Raw genomic sequence first — 16846 nt, forward strand, 5'->3', positions numbered from 1 at the left:
TGACATTTGGTTCATTTTAAATGAATAATATATTCCGAGTGAAGTAAAAGGAGCTGATGAATATGCATAAGGCATTGGCAGATCAAAAAAGCCAAAAGTGGGCGATCAGCCTGTTTACCATCGGTGTGTTTATGGCTGCGCTGGATAACGGGATCATCTCCGCTGCGCTGACCACGATAAACGAATCATTTGCCGTTTCTCCGTCTTGGGGTTCATGGGGCATTACGCTTTATACGCTCGGTCTCAGCGTCAGTGTGCCGATCGTCGGAAAGCTTTCCGACCGCTACGGCAGAAAAAAGCTGTTTCTTATTGAAGTTGGCCTTTTCGGGCTTGGTTCTTTGCTTGTCGCTTTAAGCCAAAGCTTTCCGCTATTTCTTATCTCACGGCTGATTCAGGCGCTTGGAGGCGGCGGGATTTTCATCATCGGAAGTTCTCACGTTCTTGCTACACTTCCAAAGGAAAAGCAAGGGAAGGCCCTTGGTTTACTAGGGGCGATGAACGGGATGGCTGCTGTGCTCGGACCCAATATCGGAAGCTTTCTGCTTGATTGGACCGGGTCATGGCATTGGCTGTTTTTGATTAACCTGCCGATTGCAGTGCTGCTGATTGTTTTGGGTGCATTTTTCATTGTAGAAACCAAAGCGCCGGAGGCCAAACGTCTCGACACGGCCGGAATTTTTCTTCTGTCCTTGTCAATTTTGGCTGTCATGTACGGCATGACAAACCTTGACGGGGCAAATCTCTTAAAAAGCCTGGGAGATCCTGAGGTTTATGGATGTATTGTTTTCGGTATTTTTTGTTTTGCGGCGCTCGTATGGTTTGAGAAGCGGATGGAAATGCGCGGGGGCGATCCCATTCTGGCGTATTCTTTACTTCGGAATCACATGTTTCAGCGAACGCTTATCATCGGTTTATTATCCGGGGGCCTCTTGGCGGCGGTTATTTTTATTCCGTCATATGTTGAGCAATATTTAGGCGTTCCTGCCGCAAAAGCGGGCTATTGGATGACACCTCTTGCCTTAGCTTCCGGAATCGGCGCTTGGCTTGGCGGAGCGCTCACCGACAAAAAAGGACCGGTGAAAACTGTTGTGCTTTCAGGAATTATTTCATGTGCGGGATTTGCTTTATTTCCGCTTTGGGTGACGGAAAAATGGGAGTTTGTCATTGCAAGCGTGGCGGCCGGCATCGGTTTTGGCTTTCTGCTAGGCGCTCCGCTGAATGTTCTTGTATCAGAAGCAGCTAAAGCGAATAAGGGCACGGCGCTCGGCACGCTTTCATTAGTAAGGCAAATCGGACTGACATTGGCGCCTACTCTTTATGCAGGTTTTATCACAGCAGGGTTTGACCAAATCGGCGATGAAATCAGCAGTCGCTTATCGGACAGCGGACAGTCAGGGAAGGCTATGCAAATGATTCCCGAGATCGACAGTTCAGATGTTTCTTCTTTACAAGAACAGATCGAACGAATTCCTGTGCCTGAAGTCAAAACTGCGATAAGCGATGCCATTCATGCCAGTGTTGCCAGCGGCTATGATCATTTATATGCGGCGGCGGCTGTGATTTCTCTGCTGGTGGTTGCAGCAATCAGTCTCCCGGCTTTCCGCCGGCAAAAGCGTTAAGACCACCCCATCCGTTTGGAAAGCTCCGTAATATGAGCGATATGGTGATGTGAGTGCCAGACATACAGCCCGAGCGCGTTCTCTAGGGTAATGACCTCTTTTGTATCGGGATGGTAAAATCCGCGCTGAAATTGCTGATCTGTCAGAGTGCGAAGAAGAGCTGTCCATCTTCCGTGAAGCTCCTGCAAAAGCGCGAGTGAACCGCTCGGCTCCGCTGTTTTGGAGTCTTCAAGCTCCGACCATGCTTTTTCATCATACGGACGGATGGCCGGCGTCTCTTCTGTCAAGCTTAATTTAAAACGGATATAGCTATTCATATGACTGTCAGCCAGATGATGAACAACTTGCCGGACGGTCCATCCGCCGTCTCGGTACGGTGTGTCAAGCTGGCTGTCCGTCATGCCTTCTACAGCTTGCTTCAGCTTAACCGGCACTTCCTCCAGCACTTGAATCCATTCTTCTTTCTGCTCGTTTGATATGAATTTCCTAGGTTTGTACTCTCCTATCGGATAGCTTAGATTGGCTGTTGACATGGTTTGCTCTCCTTTCAATAAACAGGCATCTGCTGATCCTGCTCATTGGCATATATGAAAATTCACTTTTATTTTAAAGGAAATGGTGTAATAGTTGTTCTTTCATGTATAAATTTGCGTAAAAAAGGGCAGGAACGTTTCTCCTGCCGTGATTTTTCAGCCTGCGTGGTCTCGCACTTCCATTTTTACTTTTCGCCTCTTCGGCTGATAGATTTTCCCTACAAACAAATATCCATATTTAAACTTGTTCAGTGCCCAGGATGTCAGGATCGGGCCCGCTGTGCAGACGGCAAACAGCAAGAAAACGGCCGGCACGGCGGGAATGTCTGGCATATTTAACAGCAAAACATAGCCAATGATCATAAAATAAGCGTGCAGCAGATAAATCGAAAAGGAATAGTTACTGATAAACATAATGATTTTCGGCACCTGCTTTATGTTAGAAAACAGGTGAAAGCACAGGAAAATCATACTTGTTGAATAAAGCATGATGTCAGGCCGCTTTGAGCTGATCATGCCGACCTCTCCGAAATAAGAAACAGCCACAACCAACGCGGCGGACCCGACCGCAGCGCCGTATACCACCCAGCGGTATTGATTCAGCAGCGCTAAAAACCGCTTGTACTCTTTTCCGCAGTAATAAGCGAGACAAAAGTAGAAAAGCCAGCCTGCAAACGGAATCCAGAAGAACGGAAATGAACCGCCTTGTTCAGAAGCGGGTGCCGGACTGACTGCTGAGAAATAGCCCAAATAAGCGGCTGTCACCACAAACGAAACAAACAGCACCCATTTTGGCGATGCTTTTTTCAAATACTCATGAAAGAGCATGTGCAGGATATAAAATTGAAAGATGACAAGAATGAAATATCCGATAAAGTTTCCTAAAAATACGTTTTCCAGGTATTTCTGCACAAACGCCAGAAAAGTCAGCTTTCCCCCCATTGCACTGGCCATCAGCAAGGCATCAATGGCTGCGATAAACAAAAAGGGAATAAAAATCACTTTTCCTCTCTTCTTCAAAAACCCCTCCGGCACCCCGTCAGGATAAGAACGCGCCAGCAAAAACTCAGAGATGAAAATGAAAGCAGGCGTGCTGAACATCAGGAGTGTGCGCAAAGAATCAACCGTGTGAGAAATATCAGCAAGTGCTTCCGCCTGAAGCATCAGAACCATTGAAATGATATGGAGCAGAACGACACTTAAGCACGAAATGCAGCGGATCACAAAAATTTCTTTGATTTGCATATCAGCGCTCCTTTATTTCAAATTTTTAGAAATTTATGGTTGTACCATAACACACCTGCTTCAATTGAAAAAAGTGCCTGATTTCTTATCTTTCAGTGTGCATGAACGACTAAGACCCATAAAAACCCCTAACTTTTTGGCATACCGCCCTCAGCCATTTGTCCCGTGCAGCCGGTCTGCTATGCTTGACGCGCGGGTACAGTGTCCTGTTCACTTTTTTGATTCCGCAAAATTGCAAAATGCCTTTTTGATAGTAATCTAATCCGCGATTTGCCTCGGCATCCACGAGTGAAATTACCAAAAAAGCCGGCGTTGCGGAAGGGACCATTTGTCATGAAGGTGGCGGCTCCCGCATTTGCGAAAAGCTTCAAACAAAGGAGGATTAGAGCAGGATTATCCGTTATATGAAGTATTCATTCCGGAAGTGCTGAATAACTGTATTAGAACTTACAAAAAGGTCAGTTTTCGTTCCGACTTTCTGCTCTTTTCAACCTGCCAGAAAACAAAAAACCTGCTGTAACTGAACAGCAGGTTTTAACATAGCGCATATCTTGAAGCATTAGTTCGTATTTAGTCCCCCGCCATTCAGCCCTTCTTTGATATAGACGTTCACTTGGCTATTAGAGAGCAAGCCAATATGACCGATGCCATAAAGCTGGATGTTTCTGGCTCCCTGTAATCGAGACAAGCTATTGATTACAATTCCATCATTCAGACTGTAGATCGATGTATAGAGGATCTTTTGATTAGGATCTGTACCCGGCAGCGCAACAGATGACACTAAACCATTAGCCCCTCCGAGCGTTACGACATTTTGAATCTTATTGCCCCCGCCTAAATATTTAATATAGTACAGCGTATTGGCGCCTCCCATACTATGAGCCACGATATCTACTTTCTTAGCTCCTGTTTCTTTTAAAACGCGATCAATATATGCTGCAAGCTGCGGGCCGTTATTTAGGTTATTCCCTGTTTTATCATAAAAATCAATTGCATACAGTTTATTGCTTTGCCAGCCCTGAGAGATTAAGTAATTCTTAATAGCAAAAAAATTGTATGATGCACCGCTAATCCCATGAACAAGAACAACAGGGTTATATGCTGTTTCCGCCTTTGCACTTGAAGGCGGAGCTGCTAGAATAGACAAAATCATTGATAGACAAATAGATGATGCAATAAGTAATCTTTTCATTTTCCGTTTCTCCTCAATCATGTATTTACCAGAATGATTATACAGTTAAATTTAAACTTGGTAAATATAAACTTATCAGAATCTTCAATTTCATTATCATTTTGATGAAAGCATAAATTTTTCTATTGGCAGTTGTCTTCCATACACTCGAAAGAAACTTGAAAGGACTATAAGCGTAAGGAGACATGCGGTTGTGTTCCCAGTCTCCCTTTCCTATAATATAGGGAACAAATGAAAGCTAGACATGAGAATAGATGGCATTCACTATTTTGTATAAGAATTCACATTTGTTTTTGCTGGTATAAGAGAAAAGAACGATCCGATTTTGCGGCGGCAGGGCATTTAAAAGTTTCTTTTTTGCAAAAACAGCCATAGACACGGAGGACAGCATGAGAGTATTAAAATACGCCATATTAGGACTTTTACGAAAAGGCGAATTGAGCGGATATGATATTACAAGTTATTTCAAAGCGGAGCTCGGCCAGTTTTGGAGCGCCAAGCACAGCCAGATTTATCCGGAGCTCAAAAAGCTGACAGATGAAGGCTTTATCACATTCCGGACAACGATTCAGGGCACAAAACTTGAGAAAAAAATGTATACCTTGACTGACAGCGGAAAACAGGAGCTTCACGTGTGGCTGACCCGCCACCACCCTATTCCGGAAACAGTGAAGGATGAATTTATGCTGAAGGCTTATTTCATTTCTTCTCTGTCACGCCAGGAGGCAGCCGCCTTGTTTACAGACCAGCTGCTGAAGCGCAAGGAGAAGCTCGCTGATCTGCAAGGAAGTTATGAAAAGCTAATGGCCTCAGCGGAGCCGATGCCGATGTCGTTTTCTTCACCGGATTTCGGCCACTATCTGGTACTGACAAAAGCGCTGGAACGGGAGAAGAATTACGTATCCTGGCTCGAGCATATTTTAGCCATGATACAAGAGGATACCCAGGAGCGGCCTTAAGGCTGCTCCGCTACTCTTATGCAGGAGGACGTCAAATGGATGTGACATTGAATGAATTAATGGGCAAACAGATCCGAGTGGTGCCGATGGACAGGAGCCATATTCAAGGTTTATATGAAGCGGCAAATGATGAAAGAATTTGGACCCATTTGCCGAAAACGATTGAAACCGCATATGATATGGAGGACTTTGTTGAGGAAGCATTGCATCATAAAAAATCCGGAGCAGAATTTCCTTTTGTGATGTTTCATCGTGAAACCGGCAAAATCGTCGGCACGACTCGTTTTCTGTATATGTCGCCTGACAGCAGAAGCCTGGAGATCGGCTGGACGTGGTTTCATCCTTCGGTATGGGGCACAGCCGTCAATACTGAGTGCAAATATTTACTTTTACAGTATTGCTTTGAACAGATGAACACCATTCGGGTGCAGTTTAAAACAGATGAACGGAATATCAGATCCCAAAAGGCGATAGAACGATTGGGAGCAGTGAAAGAAGGAATATTACGAAACCAAATGATCAGAAAAGACGGAACATTTCGTCATTCCGTCTTTTACAGTATTATCGAAAGTGACTGGCCGTCCGTCAAACAACACTTGGAACAAAGACTGAACCTGACAGAACACACGATATAATGATAAAAGCATCTGCCCGGAGGCGGATGCTTTTACGTTCGGAGCGCTTTCAGCCCCGCTGTGAAGGTCACGGCGGCAAAAGCAAGCAAGATGCCGCAAATGCCGAGTATATCCGTAATGGTTGCCCCGTTAGCGATAATGTCTGTCAGTCCGCTCATCGCCCACTTTTGCGGGAGAAAGTCAGCAATGGACTGCATCAGCTTCGGCTCAATTTCTATCGGCCAATACATTCCGCTCACCATACACGTCGCAATAACGAACAAGTTGCCGAAAGCAAGCTGCTGCTCTGGTGTTCTGACATTGGCAGCAATCATCAGCCCGATGCCCACGACTGCAAACAGAAAAAAGGATACTAACACGATCAGTGCAGCCGGATTGCCCCAGCTGATTCCGAACAGCCAATGGGATGCGAGAAGCAGCATTCCAAATTGGATCCAGCCTATCACAAAGAACGACAGCACATACCCCGCTCCGATTTCCGCGCGGCTGACAGGCGCGGTGAGCAGTCTCGGCCAGACGCCATTTTTCCGCGCTTCTAATATCGTGCCCGCTGCCCCCATCATTGTCAGCATCACAAACAGAATGGAAAAGCCTGCAGCTCGTGAAGCTGTGTCACTTACGCCCTTGCCTTCTTTTTTATCATTAAGAGATTCCCGTTTTACAGCTGGGGCGCTATCTCCATGATCTTTGGCGATTACCGTTTTATAAGCCGATTTCCAGCTCTCCCCCGCCGCCTCGGCCGCTGTTTTTGCCGCGGTTACCTGAATGTTGAGCTTTGCCAGCTTGCTTTCGGCATACTGTTTAGCGACTGGCGCCTCTGTCAGCTCTGGACCGTGGCTGAAGACCAGCTCCGGCTTCTCTCCTTTTTCCAGCTTCTCTTGGAAAGTGCGGGAAAGGGTGATGACTCCGGCAATTTTCTTTTGTTTCAGTTTTTCTGAGGCTTTGCTTTTAGACATCGTTTGAAATGTATACATGTCATCATGTTGCTTGAGCTCCCGGATATAATGCTGTGAAAGAAGCGTGTCATCCTGATCGACGATCGCAAGCCGCACCTTATCATCATTTCCGCCGAGCATACCGCCGAATACAAAGGTCAGCAGCAGCGGGGCAGCGAACATCATTAAATAGTTCTGCGGCTTCTTAAAAATGAGAGAAAGCTCAACGCCGCAAATGGCTATGATTTTTTTCACCGTGTTTTACCTCCTTATCTTGTGTGAAGCCTTCTGATGCCAACAGCCAGTGAACAAAGACCGATTGCCGCAAAAAGAAGGACCGGCGTCTGAAGTTCAGCCCAGCCTCCCCCCTCCATTAAGGAAAGAAAGCCCTCGAGCGCCCATCGATTGGGCACCGCCTTTGAAACAGATTGCAGAAAATCCGGAAATTGATAAAACGGAAGCATTGAACCGCCGAGAACGGCAAGCACCTGAATGCCAAAACCTCCTAAAACATCTGCTGACTTCATATCGCTGATGCACGAAGCAAGAAGCATTGAAATGCCGGATACTGCTGCTGCGTAGGAAAGCCCCAGCGCGCACACAAACAAGAGATTGTCTCCCCAGTCCACATCAAATACATTGATGGTCACAATAAGAAAAATGAAAAATTGTATAATGGCAAACAAATAGGTTCCGAGCCACTTCCCGAAGAGAATGGCGTATTTTTGTGCAGGCGTCATCAGCAGTCTGGCAAGGGTTTCTGTTTCCTTTTCCAGCAAAAATGATTTCGCGCCGACCGTCATATGAAACAGCATAAACATGCAAAGCATTGCCGCCGAATAGTATTGAAAACTGGTAACTTCTTTTGTGCCGACTGATTTCTCCGTAACAGCAAGCCTGGCACCCGCTTCTTTTTCAAGCGTCTTAGCAAGATTTTCTGCAATGAGGGCAGGATTGAGCTTTCCTTGTTTTACAGCTTCCGTCTTGGTGACATATTCCATCGAGGCAGATGCCGCTTCTCGTACCGCCTTGTATTGATCTATAAAAGACACTACAGCCGTTTCTATGATAGAGCTTTTTAATTCCTGATCAGTGCCAGCATAAACAGCGGCCGGTTTCTTGCCGGATCCCCAATGTGCCGGGACGGCAATTCCGACATCAATTTTCTTTTCCGCCAGCAGCTTTTTCATTTCCTTTTTACTGCTCGCTTCTGTGACCTTGATTATCTTCATTTTTTCAAGTACATCTGTTTTAAACATCTTCGACGCGCCTGACTGATCAGACTGGACATAGCCGACTTTGATTTCATCAATCTCGCTGCCTCCGCCAAGGATTGATCCAAGAGCGGCCCCTAATATGGCTGTTAAGATCAGCGGCATTAGGATAAGCATCATAAACCCTTTTTTGTCCGTGATTCTGATTTTGACATCTTTCCATGCGATCCATATTGCTTTTTTCATCGCCGCCCCTCCTAATCCCGCAATGTGCGGCCTGTCAGGTTCAGAAACAGCCGTTCCAGATTCGGTTCCTGAACCTGAAGAGACAGGAGATTCGTTTGATGGGCAGCGGCTTCCGTGAGCAGGCTGGTGACTACTTTCTCATGGTGCGCCGCAGCAACCTCAATTTTGAGCTCTGATTCACTCACTGTTACATCATTCACATAGGCAAGCGAGCGGACATCAGAAAGAAATCCTTCATCTGCCTCGCTGACAGTCATCTGGATGATCGTGTCTCCTCCAAGACGGCTGCACAAGTCGTTTTTTGTGCCGATCGCAATCATTTCTCCCTGATCAATAATGCCGATTCGGTCACATAAATACTCGACCTCTTCCATGTAATGACTCGTATAGATCACGGTCATGCCTGTTTCGTTGAGCTGTTTGACCGTTTCTAAAATGTGATTTCTCGATTGAGGGTCGATGCCGACGGTCGGTTCATCCATGATAAGCAGCTCAGGCTTATGCATAAGGGCGGCGCCGATGTTAATTCTCCGTTTCATTCCGCCGGAGAATGTTTCGATTTTATCTTTAGCCCGCTCAGTAAGCCCTACATATTCAAGGACTTCTGCTGATCTTTTTTTGGCCTCTCCATGCGTGAGTCCATACATTTTCCCCCAGAATACGAGATTTTCTTGAGCCGCCAGTGTCGGGTACAGGGCGATTTCCTGCGGGACGATGCCGATTTTTTGTTTGGCTTTGTTCGTGTCTTTACCGATAGCATACCCGCCGACTGTAATCTCCCCTCCGTCAAGCGGCACAAGTCCGGAAATCAAAGAAATGGTTGTGGACTTCCCCGCTCCGTTCGGTCCGAGCAGTCCGAACGACTCACCCTTTTTCAAGGAAAAAGAGATTCCTTTGACAATTGTTTTTTTTTCGTATGCCTTTTTGATATTTTCTGCTTGAAGCACGCTGTTTCACTCCTTTTTTTATCCCATTGCCATTGTAGAAGAGATTGAGGGGTGAAACATGTGGCGCCGGATAGAACATCGGGCATAAAAAAAAGGCCTGTGACAGGCCTTTTCAGGGCAACGCATATGCCAAACGTCATCTATCAAAAGACAGATACGCCATGTCTGACGGAATAAATGGCGGCTTGGGTTCTGTCTCTGACCGACAGTTTGCTGATAATGTTTGACACGTGATTTTTCACTGTTCCTTCTGTAATGTACAGCTTTTCGGCAATTTCTTTATTGTTCAGTCCGTACCCGAGCTCAGTCAGCACTTCCATTTCACGCTCGGTCAGGTCGAGCAGTTCCTTCGGTTTTTCTTTCTCTTCCGTTCCTTTCAGCTGTTTTTCCCGTTTCCATTCATTCAGCATTTGGGCTGTGAGTTCCGGCGGGAGCACCATTCCTCCTGATTGAACAGTCATCACCGCTTTCACAATCGTATCGGCAGACATGTCCTTTAACAGGTACCCGCTTGCCCCTTCTTCAAGCGCTTCGGCAATCAGCTCTGAATCTTTAAAGGTCGTCAGCATCAGCACCTTTACGCCCGGCAGCGAGCTGGTGATCAATTTTGTTCCCTCCACCCCGGTGGACACCGGCATGCGGATGTCCATCAATACGATATCCGGTTCCAGCTCTTTCGCCTTTTCAAAGGCTTCCTGTCCGTTTCGCGCCGTGGCGATGACATCGAGCTCTTCCCGGAGCTGAAGCAGAGACGCCAGCCCTTCTCTGACGATATCCTGATCGTCGGTAATGATGATTTTAATCATGATAAACTCTCCTTTTGCTGTGCGGGCCCAAAGCTCCATTTTTTATTGGCCAAAGAAAATTCCGCCATCACGGTAAATCCTTGATCCCGCTCGCTTTCAAAACGGATCATCCCGCCATGTTCGGCCGCCCGCTTTTTCATATTCAAGAGACCAAATCCCAGCGCAGCCTCAGGATTTCCTTTTCCGTCATCTTTAATCAAAAGACTGACTGTTTCCGGTGAACACGTGAGCTGAATCGAGCAGGCAGTGGCGCCGCCGTGACGTTTTGCATTGGTCAGCGCCTCCTGCACCGTTCTGATCACAGTCGGATGCAGAGACAGCGGGACCAGCGCAGGATCGCCGCTGACCGTCAGTTCAGATGTGACGCCCGCATTTTTGTAAAAGTCTTCTGTCAGTTGTTTCAGCGATTCAATGAATGAGGGATCGTTCTCCGTTTGCAGGGTTCGGACTGATAAGCGGATATCGCCGAGTGCTTCACGGGCGAGCGTTTCACAGACGCCGACTGTCTCATCTGCTTTTCGGCTGTCTCTTTTTTGCCATTCACGCAGAAGCTGCAGCTGGACAAGAAGCGCCGTCATTTTGTGCCCTACTGTATCGTGGATATCCCGTGCCATTCTGTTCCGCTCGTGAATGGCAGTGAGTTCTTCGACCTGCTTCGCATATAAATGCAGCTCCTGGTGTGCTGCTGACAGCGCCCGATGCGAATCTGTCAGTTCCTGAAACTGCTGTTTTGCCGTTTCTTGTGCTTCAAGAAGTTTGCGGATTAATTTGCCGACGACTCCGCAGAACACCACAAATGTCATGCTGGTGATGTGATCCATGACATATTCATTGCCGGCTAGCAGATATGTACGTATGAGGACAATTGAAAACAAAATTGAGCAAAGACATAACAGAAACCATGCCATTTTTCTATTGAACCCGCGCAGAAAAAATGCGACAGCTACCGGGCATAGCATAATAATGAACAAACCATTGCCGGGAAACATGAATCCGAACGAAAAGCCGACCGTAAGATCAATCAGACAAAACCAGACGTCATACTTCTCTGTTTTCAGCAAAAAATGATTGGCTGCATACATGGCAGCTCCTAACGCGATAAATAGATATTCAAACCAGTTATCATCCTTTACAAGGGACAGATACATCGAACAGCTCACCATCAAGGTGAATATTCTTGTAAATAAAAGAGCTTTCACGCTCATCACTCCTATAAGCAATTCCTTTCTTATCATACCTGCCTCCTGTTATTTTTTACAGGTGTTTTTGGAAAATAAAAACCGCATATGAACTTTATGTCATATGCGGCGCTTCCACTTATTTATTCTAATAATGGATGTAAAAATGAGGCATCATTTTGCTCTATTTAAAGCGATTGTGCCCGATACAAGATGGTTTCAAACGCCCCTAACAGGTTGGTTCTCTTACCATAACAAGGCGGACAGAAATAAAAATCCCCCTGCCGTTTTTTACGGCAAAGGGATGATGACAGTTAAATCACAAATTTGATATGTGCTCCGGAGACAGGGTCTTTCACAAGAAAATGGTTTTCCGTTTCTTCAAGCGAATATCCAGCGTTTTTGACTCGATCCGCTACACATTTGAGTTCCTCCTGATGAGGCAGGACAACGGTGTAATAGTCGAGCCCGCTCGCATTTGCCGGCTTAGGCGGCGCATGTTTCCCAGCCCAGATGTTTAAGCCGATATGGTGGTGATAGCCTCCGGCTGAAATGAAGAGAGCAGACATGCCCGCATAGTCTCCGACAATGTCAAAGCCCAGCACATCTGTGTAAAACGCTTTTGCTTCTTTCAGATCACTGACATGCAGATGAATGTGCCCGATGACCGTACCGTTTGGAAGTGTTGTTTTCCGCTCTTCTCCGGCCTCTTCCAAAAGGCCCTCGATGTCGACAGCTGTTGTTGTCATGACGTAATTTCCTTCACGATCCCGCTGCCAAGTGCTGCGGGGGCGGTCAGCGTACATTTCAATTCCGTTTCCGTCCGGATCAGAGAGATAGAGCGCCTCGCTGACAGCGTGGTCTCCCTGTCCGAGGGCAATCCCGTTTTCAATCAAGCGGGCGAGCGCGATACCAAGTTCCTTTCTGTTGGGAAGCAAAATCGCAAAGTGATACAGACCCGTTACCGTGCGTTCAGGCAAGACGACAGCGCTCGGATTTTCTTCCAGAATAAGCAGGGGGCGTTTTCCGTCAGCCGTTAATTCAGCTTGGCGGTCCGTCTTATTCAAGACTTGAAAGCCGATCACGTTGCAGTAAAACTGAAGGGAACGCTCCAGACTGCGGATTGTGAGTTTGACATAGCCAATGGTTGTATCCTCATGAATGCTGGTCATGCTGTATGCCTCTTTTCTTATGCTGATACGTTTCCGTTCTTTTTTGCTTTAAACACGAATGGGTCCAGTGCCAGGAATCTGCTTCCAGTAAGCGCCAGGTGAATGGATGTCAAAAGCAGAAGGTAATCAAATTCTGCATTGCCCATGAATGGCGCTTTGAGCTTCACTGTGATGATGGCGCCGATCAGCGTAAGAGCGAACAGTACACCGACAATACGTGTAGCCAATCCGAAAAAGACGAGCACTCCGCCAACGAGTTCAATCGCTGCGATGACATACGCCATAAAGCTTGGAAGTCCTATGCTGCCGAAAAATTGGATCGTGCCCTCCATTGCCTGAAACTTTGATAAACCGTGAACAAAAAAGATAATACCTGTGATGACTCTTAAAAGTAATGTGCCAATTTCAAATGATTTATTCATTTTTATCCTCCTTGATAAATGTTATCACTTACTTAATGTAAGCTAGTATATATACATAACTTGTTTACGTCAAGTAATTTCGTTACATTTTACGAAATTGAAATAAAAGTACTATAAATCTGTAACAAAAAAGACCTTTGTACAGGCCAAAGGTCTTTTTCTTTATTTCTGAAATTGGCTTTCGTATAAGTCACTGTAAAATCCTTTTTGGCGTATCAGCTCATCATGGCTGCCTTTTTCAATCATTTCGCCGTCTTTTAATACGACAATCTGATCCGCTCTTTGAATGGTATTCAGCCTGTGGGCAATGATGACGCTCGTTCTCCCCTCCATTAAACGGGCAAGTGCTTCTTGGATTTTCACTTCTGTAACGGTATCAATGTTGCTTGTCGCTTCATCCAAGATGAGCAGAACCGGATCGGCCAGTACGGCTCTTGCTATGGAGATCAATTGTTTCTGTCCTTGACTGATGCCCGAGCCGTTTTGCGTCAGCACTGTATCATATCCTTTTGGCATCCGCTCAATAAAGCTGTGGGCATTCGCTGTTTTTGCAGCGGCCTCGATTTCCTGATCGGAGGCATCGAGCCTGCCGTAGCGGATATTTTCTCTGATCGTGCCTTGGAACAAGAACGAATCCTGAAGCACAAACCCCATGTTTTTTCTCAGGCTGGCCCTTGTCAGCTTTTTAATATCAATCCCGTCAATTAAAATGCTCCCCTCATTGGGCTCATAAAAACGGGCAAGCAGATTGGTAACAGTGGTTTTTCCCGCTCCCGTCGGGCCGACAAAGGCGATTGACTGTCCGGCCGGCACTGTGAATTGGAGGTGTTTCAGTGTCTGATTGTTTTCCTTGTAGCCGAAGGAAACATTTCGGAATTCAATGCTGCCTGTTTGTATCGGCTGATGCAGGGCATTCTTTTCATCCTCACGCTCCTCTTTTTCATCCAGTACGTCAAACACCCGTTCAGCGCCGGCAATAGCGGACAGCATCGTATTAAACTGATTGGCCAGATCATTTAATGGACGGGTGAACTGTCTTGAGTACTCGGCAAAGACAACGATGGTGCCGATGGATATCCAGCCTTTCAGCGCAAACAGTCCGCCGATTGCAGCAATGATCGTAAAGCTTAAATTGTTTAAAGAGTTCATCACTTTCGGGATAAAGCCGGAAATCGTCTGTGCCCAGAAGCCTGAAGTCTTGAGTGCTGCGTTTTTTTCCAGAAACTCAGCTGTAATCTGGTCTTCCCGTGAATACGCTTTGATGACCTTTGCGCCTGAAATGCTTTCTTCAATATATCCGTTCAGCTCGCCAAGATTTTTTTGTTGTTCTTTAAACAGTTTTCCCGTACGGTTTGTAATCCATTTCAGACTCACCGCCATTACCGGAATGATCGTCAGCGTGATCACAGTCAGCAGCGGACTCATATACAGCATGACGGCAATCGTTCCGACGAAGGTGATGACACTCGACAGAATTTGAATCACAGACGTATTTAAAGTGGAGCTGACATTTTCGATGTCATTGGTCACCCGGCTCATCAGTTCGCCATGCCGCTTTTTATCAAAAAACGGGATCGGCAGCTCATGCAGATGGGTGAACAGCTCGCTTCGCATTCTAAAGACAGTGCCTTGCGAAATCGTGATCATCCAATAGTTTTGAAACCATAGTGATAAAGATTGAATGAGATATATGCCAAGCAGAATGAGCTGAACGGGAATAAGCCCGCGGACCGTCTGGCCGACGATGAAATGGTCGATAGCCTTTCCGATCACAAAGGGGCCGAGGAGCCCGAATATCGCGCTGATTACGACCATCAGCATAACGAGTATGAGCAGCCCTTTTCGTTCTGCCAGGTAAGACCAGATTCGTCTCAGGGTGCCTTTTGTATCCTTTGCTTTCGCTCTTTTTTTGGCGCGTTCTTTTTTATCGATTGGGATTTTGGGATATTGGAAAGGCTTGCGGATGTCTTTCAGCACGACTCGCTCCCCCCCCTTCCGAATTGCGACTCGTAAATGCGCTTGTATAAATGTGAGTCAGAAAGCAGCTGGCTGTGTGTGCCTTTTTCTATCAGCTCTCCATCCTCGAGCAGCAAGATTTCATCAGCTTTCATGGCCGTTGTTATTTTTTGTGTAATGATTAAGGTTGTGCACTCATATGTGCTGATGGCCTCAAGCAGCTTCGCCTCCGTTTGCAGGTCAAGCGCGCTTGTGCTGTCATCCAAAAGAAGGATGGACGGTTTTCTGATCAGTGCCCTTGCAATAGAAATCCGCTGCTTTTGGCCGCCGGACAAATTGACGCCTCTTTGTCCCAGGACGGTATCATATCCCTTCGGAAGCTTCATGATCGTTTCATGGATTTGTGCGTGTTTGGCCGCTTCCATTATTTCATCAAGTGAAGCATTTTCTTTGCCCCAAGCAATATTTTCTTTGATAGTGCCTGAGAACAAGAGCACTTCCTGGGGCACAAATCCAATTTGCTTGCGAAGGCCCTCCGCCGGAAAGTCATCAATAGGCTTTTCATCTATGTAAATGCTGCCCGAATCCGGCTGATAAAGCCGCGGAATGAGCTGAAAAAGCGTCGATTTCCCTGATCCCGTCGCCCCGAGAATCGCGATCGTTTCTTTCGGCTTTGCGGAAAATGTGACATGCCGCAGCGCTTCTCTGTCCATATCCGGATATCGGAAGGACACATCCTGAAAGTCAATTCGGCCTGACAAGCGAGCTGAGAGTAATCCTTCCTCCTGCCCGTCACCTTCTGTTTCAAGCACTTCGCCGATTCTGTCGCCTGAGGCTTTTGCCCGGGTGAAAATCATAATCAAAAACGGGAACATAGAAAGCGCACCCGTAATTCGTGTCGCATAGTTAATAACCGCAACGACATCGCCGACCTGAGAACCTCCGCTTGTGATGCTGTGAGCTCCCGCCCATAAAATAAAAAGAATGCAGAGGTTCATCAGCAGCATCAGCACAGGCATCGTAAATTCTACAAGCTGAAATGCCGAGACCGTTTTTTGCATCAGCATCGTGTTTGCTTTGATAAATCTCTTGACCTCATGGCTTCCGCGCTGCAGCGCTTTAATCAGCTTGATCGCGGTTAAATTCTCCTGCATGATCGTATTCACCTGATCCAGCCGTTTCTGCACAGACCGGAACAGCGCCCCGCCCTTTTTCAGTACCCAAAGCAAAAACAAAATCAGGATCGGAATCGTCACAAGAAGAAAAAAGCCGAGCTTCACATTAACAGCGAGTGACAGCGCAATGCCGCCCACAATCATTAGCGGCGCACGCAGCATAAACCTCAGGCTCATAAAAATCAGGTTTTGCACCTGTGTTACATCGTTTGTCAGCCTTGTCATATAGGATGAGGACGAAAACTGTCCAAATGTTGAATAAGAGAAGGACTGGATTTTTTGAAAAAGCCCTTTTCTCGTATCGTAGGAAAAGCTTTGGCTCACATGGGCAGCATAAAAGGAATTCAGCATACCCGCCGCAAATGATAAAATGGTCAGACCGATCATGACCGCACCCCATATCCAAACGTGCCGCATGTCTTGCTTCAAAATCCCATCGTCGATGATTTTTGCGATCAATAGAGGCTGTACCAGTTCAACCGCGAGTTCCGTCAGCATGAGAATCAGCGCAATTCCCACCAGAAGTGAGTATGGTTTCAAATATGATAAAGCCTTTGACATGTAAAAGCCTCCAAATCCCTTATACTCGATTGTCTCTTTCTTTACTTTACT

The 16846-nt window shown here is 46.5% G+C and carries 15 protein-coding genes; 3 read left to right on the forward strand and 12 right to left on the reverse strand.

Features of this window, described 5'->3' with window-relative positions:
• The first annotated feature begins 62 nt into the window (after positions 1 to 62).
• A complete protein-coding gene (locus tag LNN34_RS12025) occupies positions 63 to 1619 on the forward strand; it encodes an MFS transporter (protein ID WP_229043513.1) in 1557 nt (518 codons plus the stop codon).
• Here LNN34_RS12025 and bstA read toward each other — a convergent pair.
• From bstA to LNN34_RS12040, 3 genes are all read right to left on the reverse strand, one after another.
• Positions 1616 to 2152, reverse strand: coding sequence for a bacillithiol transferase BstA (gene bstA, locus LNN34_RS12030; RefSeq protein ID WP_044163708.1), 537 nt, complete (start codon positions 2150 to 2152; stop codon positions 1616 to 1618). The two genes, LNN34_RS12025 and bstA, sit on opposite strands and share 4 nt — an antisense overlap.
• Before the next feature lie 156 nt (positions 2153 to 2308).
• Entirely contained in the window at positions 2309 to 3397 is a 1089-nt protein-coding gene (locus tag LNN34_RS12035) for an acyltransferase family protein (protein WP_101863584.1), read from the reverse strand.
• A 559-nt stretch (positions 3398 to 3956) separates the two neighbouring features.
• Positions 3957 to 4589 carry an esterase/lipase family protein gene (locus LNN34_RS12040; RefSeq protein ID WP_229043515.1) on the reverse strand — a complete coding sequence of 211 codons (633 nt, stop codon included), beginning with the start codon at positions 4587 to 4589 and terminating at the stop codon, positions 3957 to 3959.
• A gap of 389 nt (positions 4590 to 4978) precedes the next feature.
• Between LNN34_RS12040 and LNN34_RS12045 the strand changes: the two genes are divergently transcribed.
• Both LNN34_RS12045 and LNN34_RS12050 read left to right on the forward strand, forming a co-directional pair.
• A complete protein-coding gene (locus LNN34_RS12045) occupies positions 4979 to 5548 on the forward strand; it encodes a PadR family transcriptional regulator (RefSeq protein WP_229043517.1) in 570 nt (189 codons plus the stop codon).
• A gap of 35 nt (positions 5549 to 5583) precedes the next feature.
• Positions 5584 to 6183 carry a GNAT family N-acetyltransferase gene (locus LNN34_RS12050; protein WP_229043518.1) on the forward strand — a complete coding sequence of 200 codons (600 nt, stop codon included), beginning with the start codon at positions 5584 to 5586 and terminating at the stop codon, positions 6181 to 6183.
• Positions 6184 to 6215: 32 nt separating this feature from the next.
• On the opposite strand, the gene LNN34_RS12055 is transcribed toward LNN34_RS12050, so the two are convergent.
• The 9 genes from LNN34_RS12055 to LNN34_RS12095 all read right to left on the reverse strand — a co-directional run bounded on the left by LNN34_RS12055 (position 6216) and on the right by LNN34_RS12095 (position 16795).
• The gene (locus LNN34_RS12055) at positions 6216 to 7373 is read right to left on the reverse strand and encodes an ABC transporter permease (RefSeq protein WP_229043520.1); all 1158 of its coding nucleotides are present in this window, start codon (positions 7371 to 7373) and stop codon (positions 6216 to 6218) included.
• A 14-nt stretch (positions 7374 to 7387) separates the two neighbouring features.
• Positions 7388 to 8578 carry an ABC transporter permease gene (locus tag LNN34_RS12060; protein WP_229043521.1) on the reverse strand — a complete coding sequence of 397 codons (1191 nt, stop codon included), beginning with the start codon at positions 8576 to 8578 and terminating at the stop codon, positions 7388 to 7390.
• 11 nt (positions 8579 to 8589) lie between these two features.
• Entirely contained in the window at positions 8590 to 9525 is a 936-nt protein-coding gene (locus LNN34_RS12065) for an ABC transporter ATP-binding protein (RefSeq protein WP_229043522.1), read from the reverse strand.
• Between the two features lie 143 nt (positions 9526 to 9668).
• Positions 9669 to 10331, reverse strand: coding sequence for a two-component system response regulator LnrK (lnrK, locus tag LNN34_RS12070; protein WP_059353371.1), 663 nt, complete (start codon positions 10329 to 10331; stop codon positions 9669 to 9671).
• The gene (locus tag LNN34_RS12075) at positions 10328 to 11530 is read right to left on the reverse strand and encodes a sensor histidine kinase (protein ID WP_229043523.1); all 1203 of its coding nucleotides are present in this window, start codon (positions 11528 to 11530) and stop codon (positions 10328 to 10330) included. The genes lnrK and LNN34_RS12075 overlap by 4 nt, the downstream gene beginning before the upstream one ends.
• A gap of 293 nt (positions 11531 to 11823) precedes the next feature.
• Positions 11824 to 12681, reverse strand: a complete 858-nt coding sequence (locus LNN34_RS12080) for a VOC family protein (RefSeq protein ID WP_229043524.1) — start codon at positions 12679 to 12681, stop codon at positions 11824 to 11826.
• A gap of 17 nt (positions 12682 to 12698) precedes the next feature.
• Positions 12699 to 13103 (reverse strand): DoxX family oxidoreductase CatD, encoded by a 405-nt coding sequence (gene catD, locus LNN34_RS12085; protein WP_044163684.1) that lies wholly within the window; start codon positions 13101 to 13103, stop codon positions 12699 to 12701.
• A 162-nt stretch (positions 13104 to 13265) separates the two neighbouring features.
• Complete coding sequence (locus LNN34_RS12090; RefSeq protein ID WP_229043525.1) at positions 13266 to 15080, reverse strand: ABC transporter ATP-binding protein; 1815 nt, start codon at positions 15078 to 15080, stop codon at positions 13266 to 13268.
• Positions 15074 to 16795 carry an ABC transporter ATP-binding protein gene (locus LNN34_RS12095; RefSeq protein ID WP_229043526.1) on the reverse strand — a complete coding sequence of 574 codons (1722 nt, stop codon included), beginning with the start codon at positions 16793 to 16795 and terminating at the stop codon, positions 15074 to 15076. The genes LNN34_RS12090 and LNN34_RS12095 overlap by 7 nt, the downstream gene beginning before the upstream one ends.
• Positions 16796 to 16846: the final 51 nt, after the last annotated feature.

This window comes from Bacillus sp. AF23, from assembly GCF_020861455.1.
In the GTDB taxonomy this organism is placed as follows: domain Bacteria; phylum Bacillota; class Bacilli; order Bacillales; family Bacillaceae; genus Bacillus; species Bacillus halotolerans.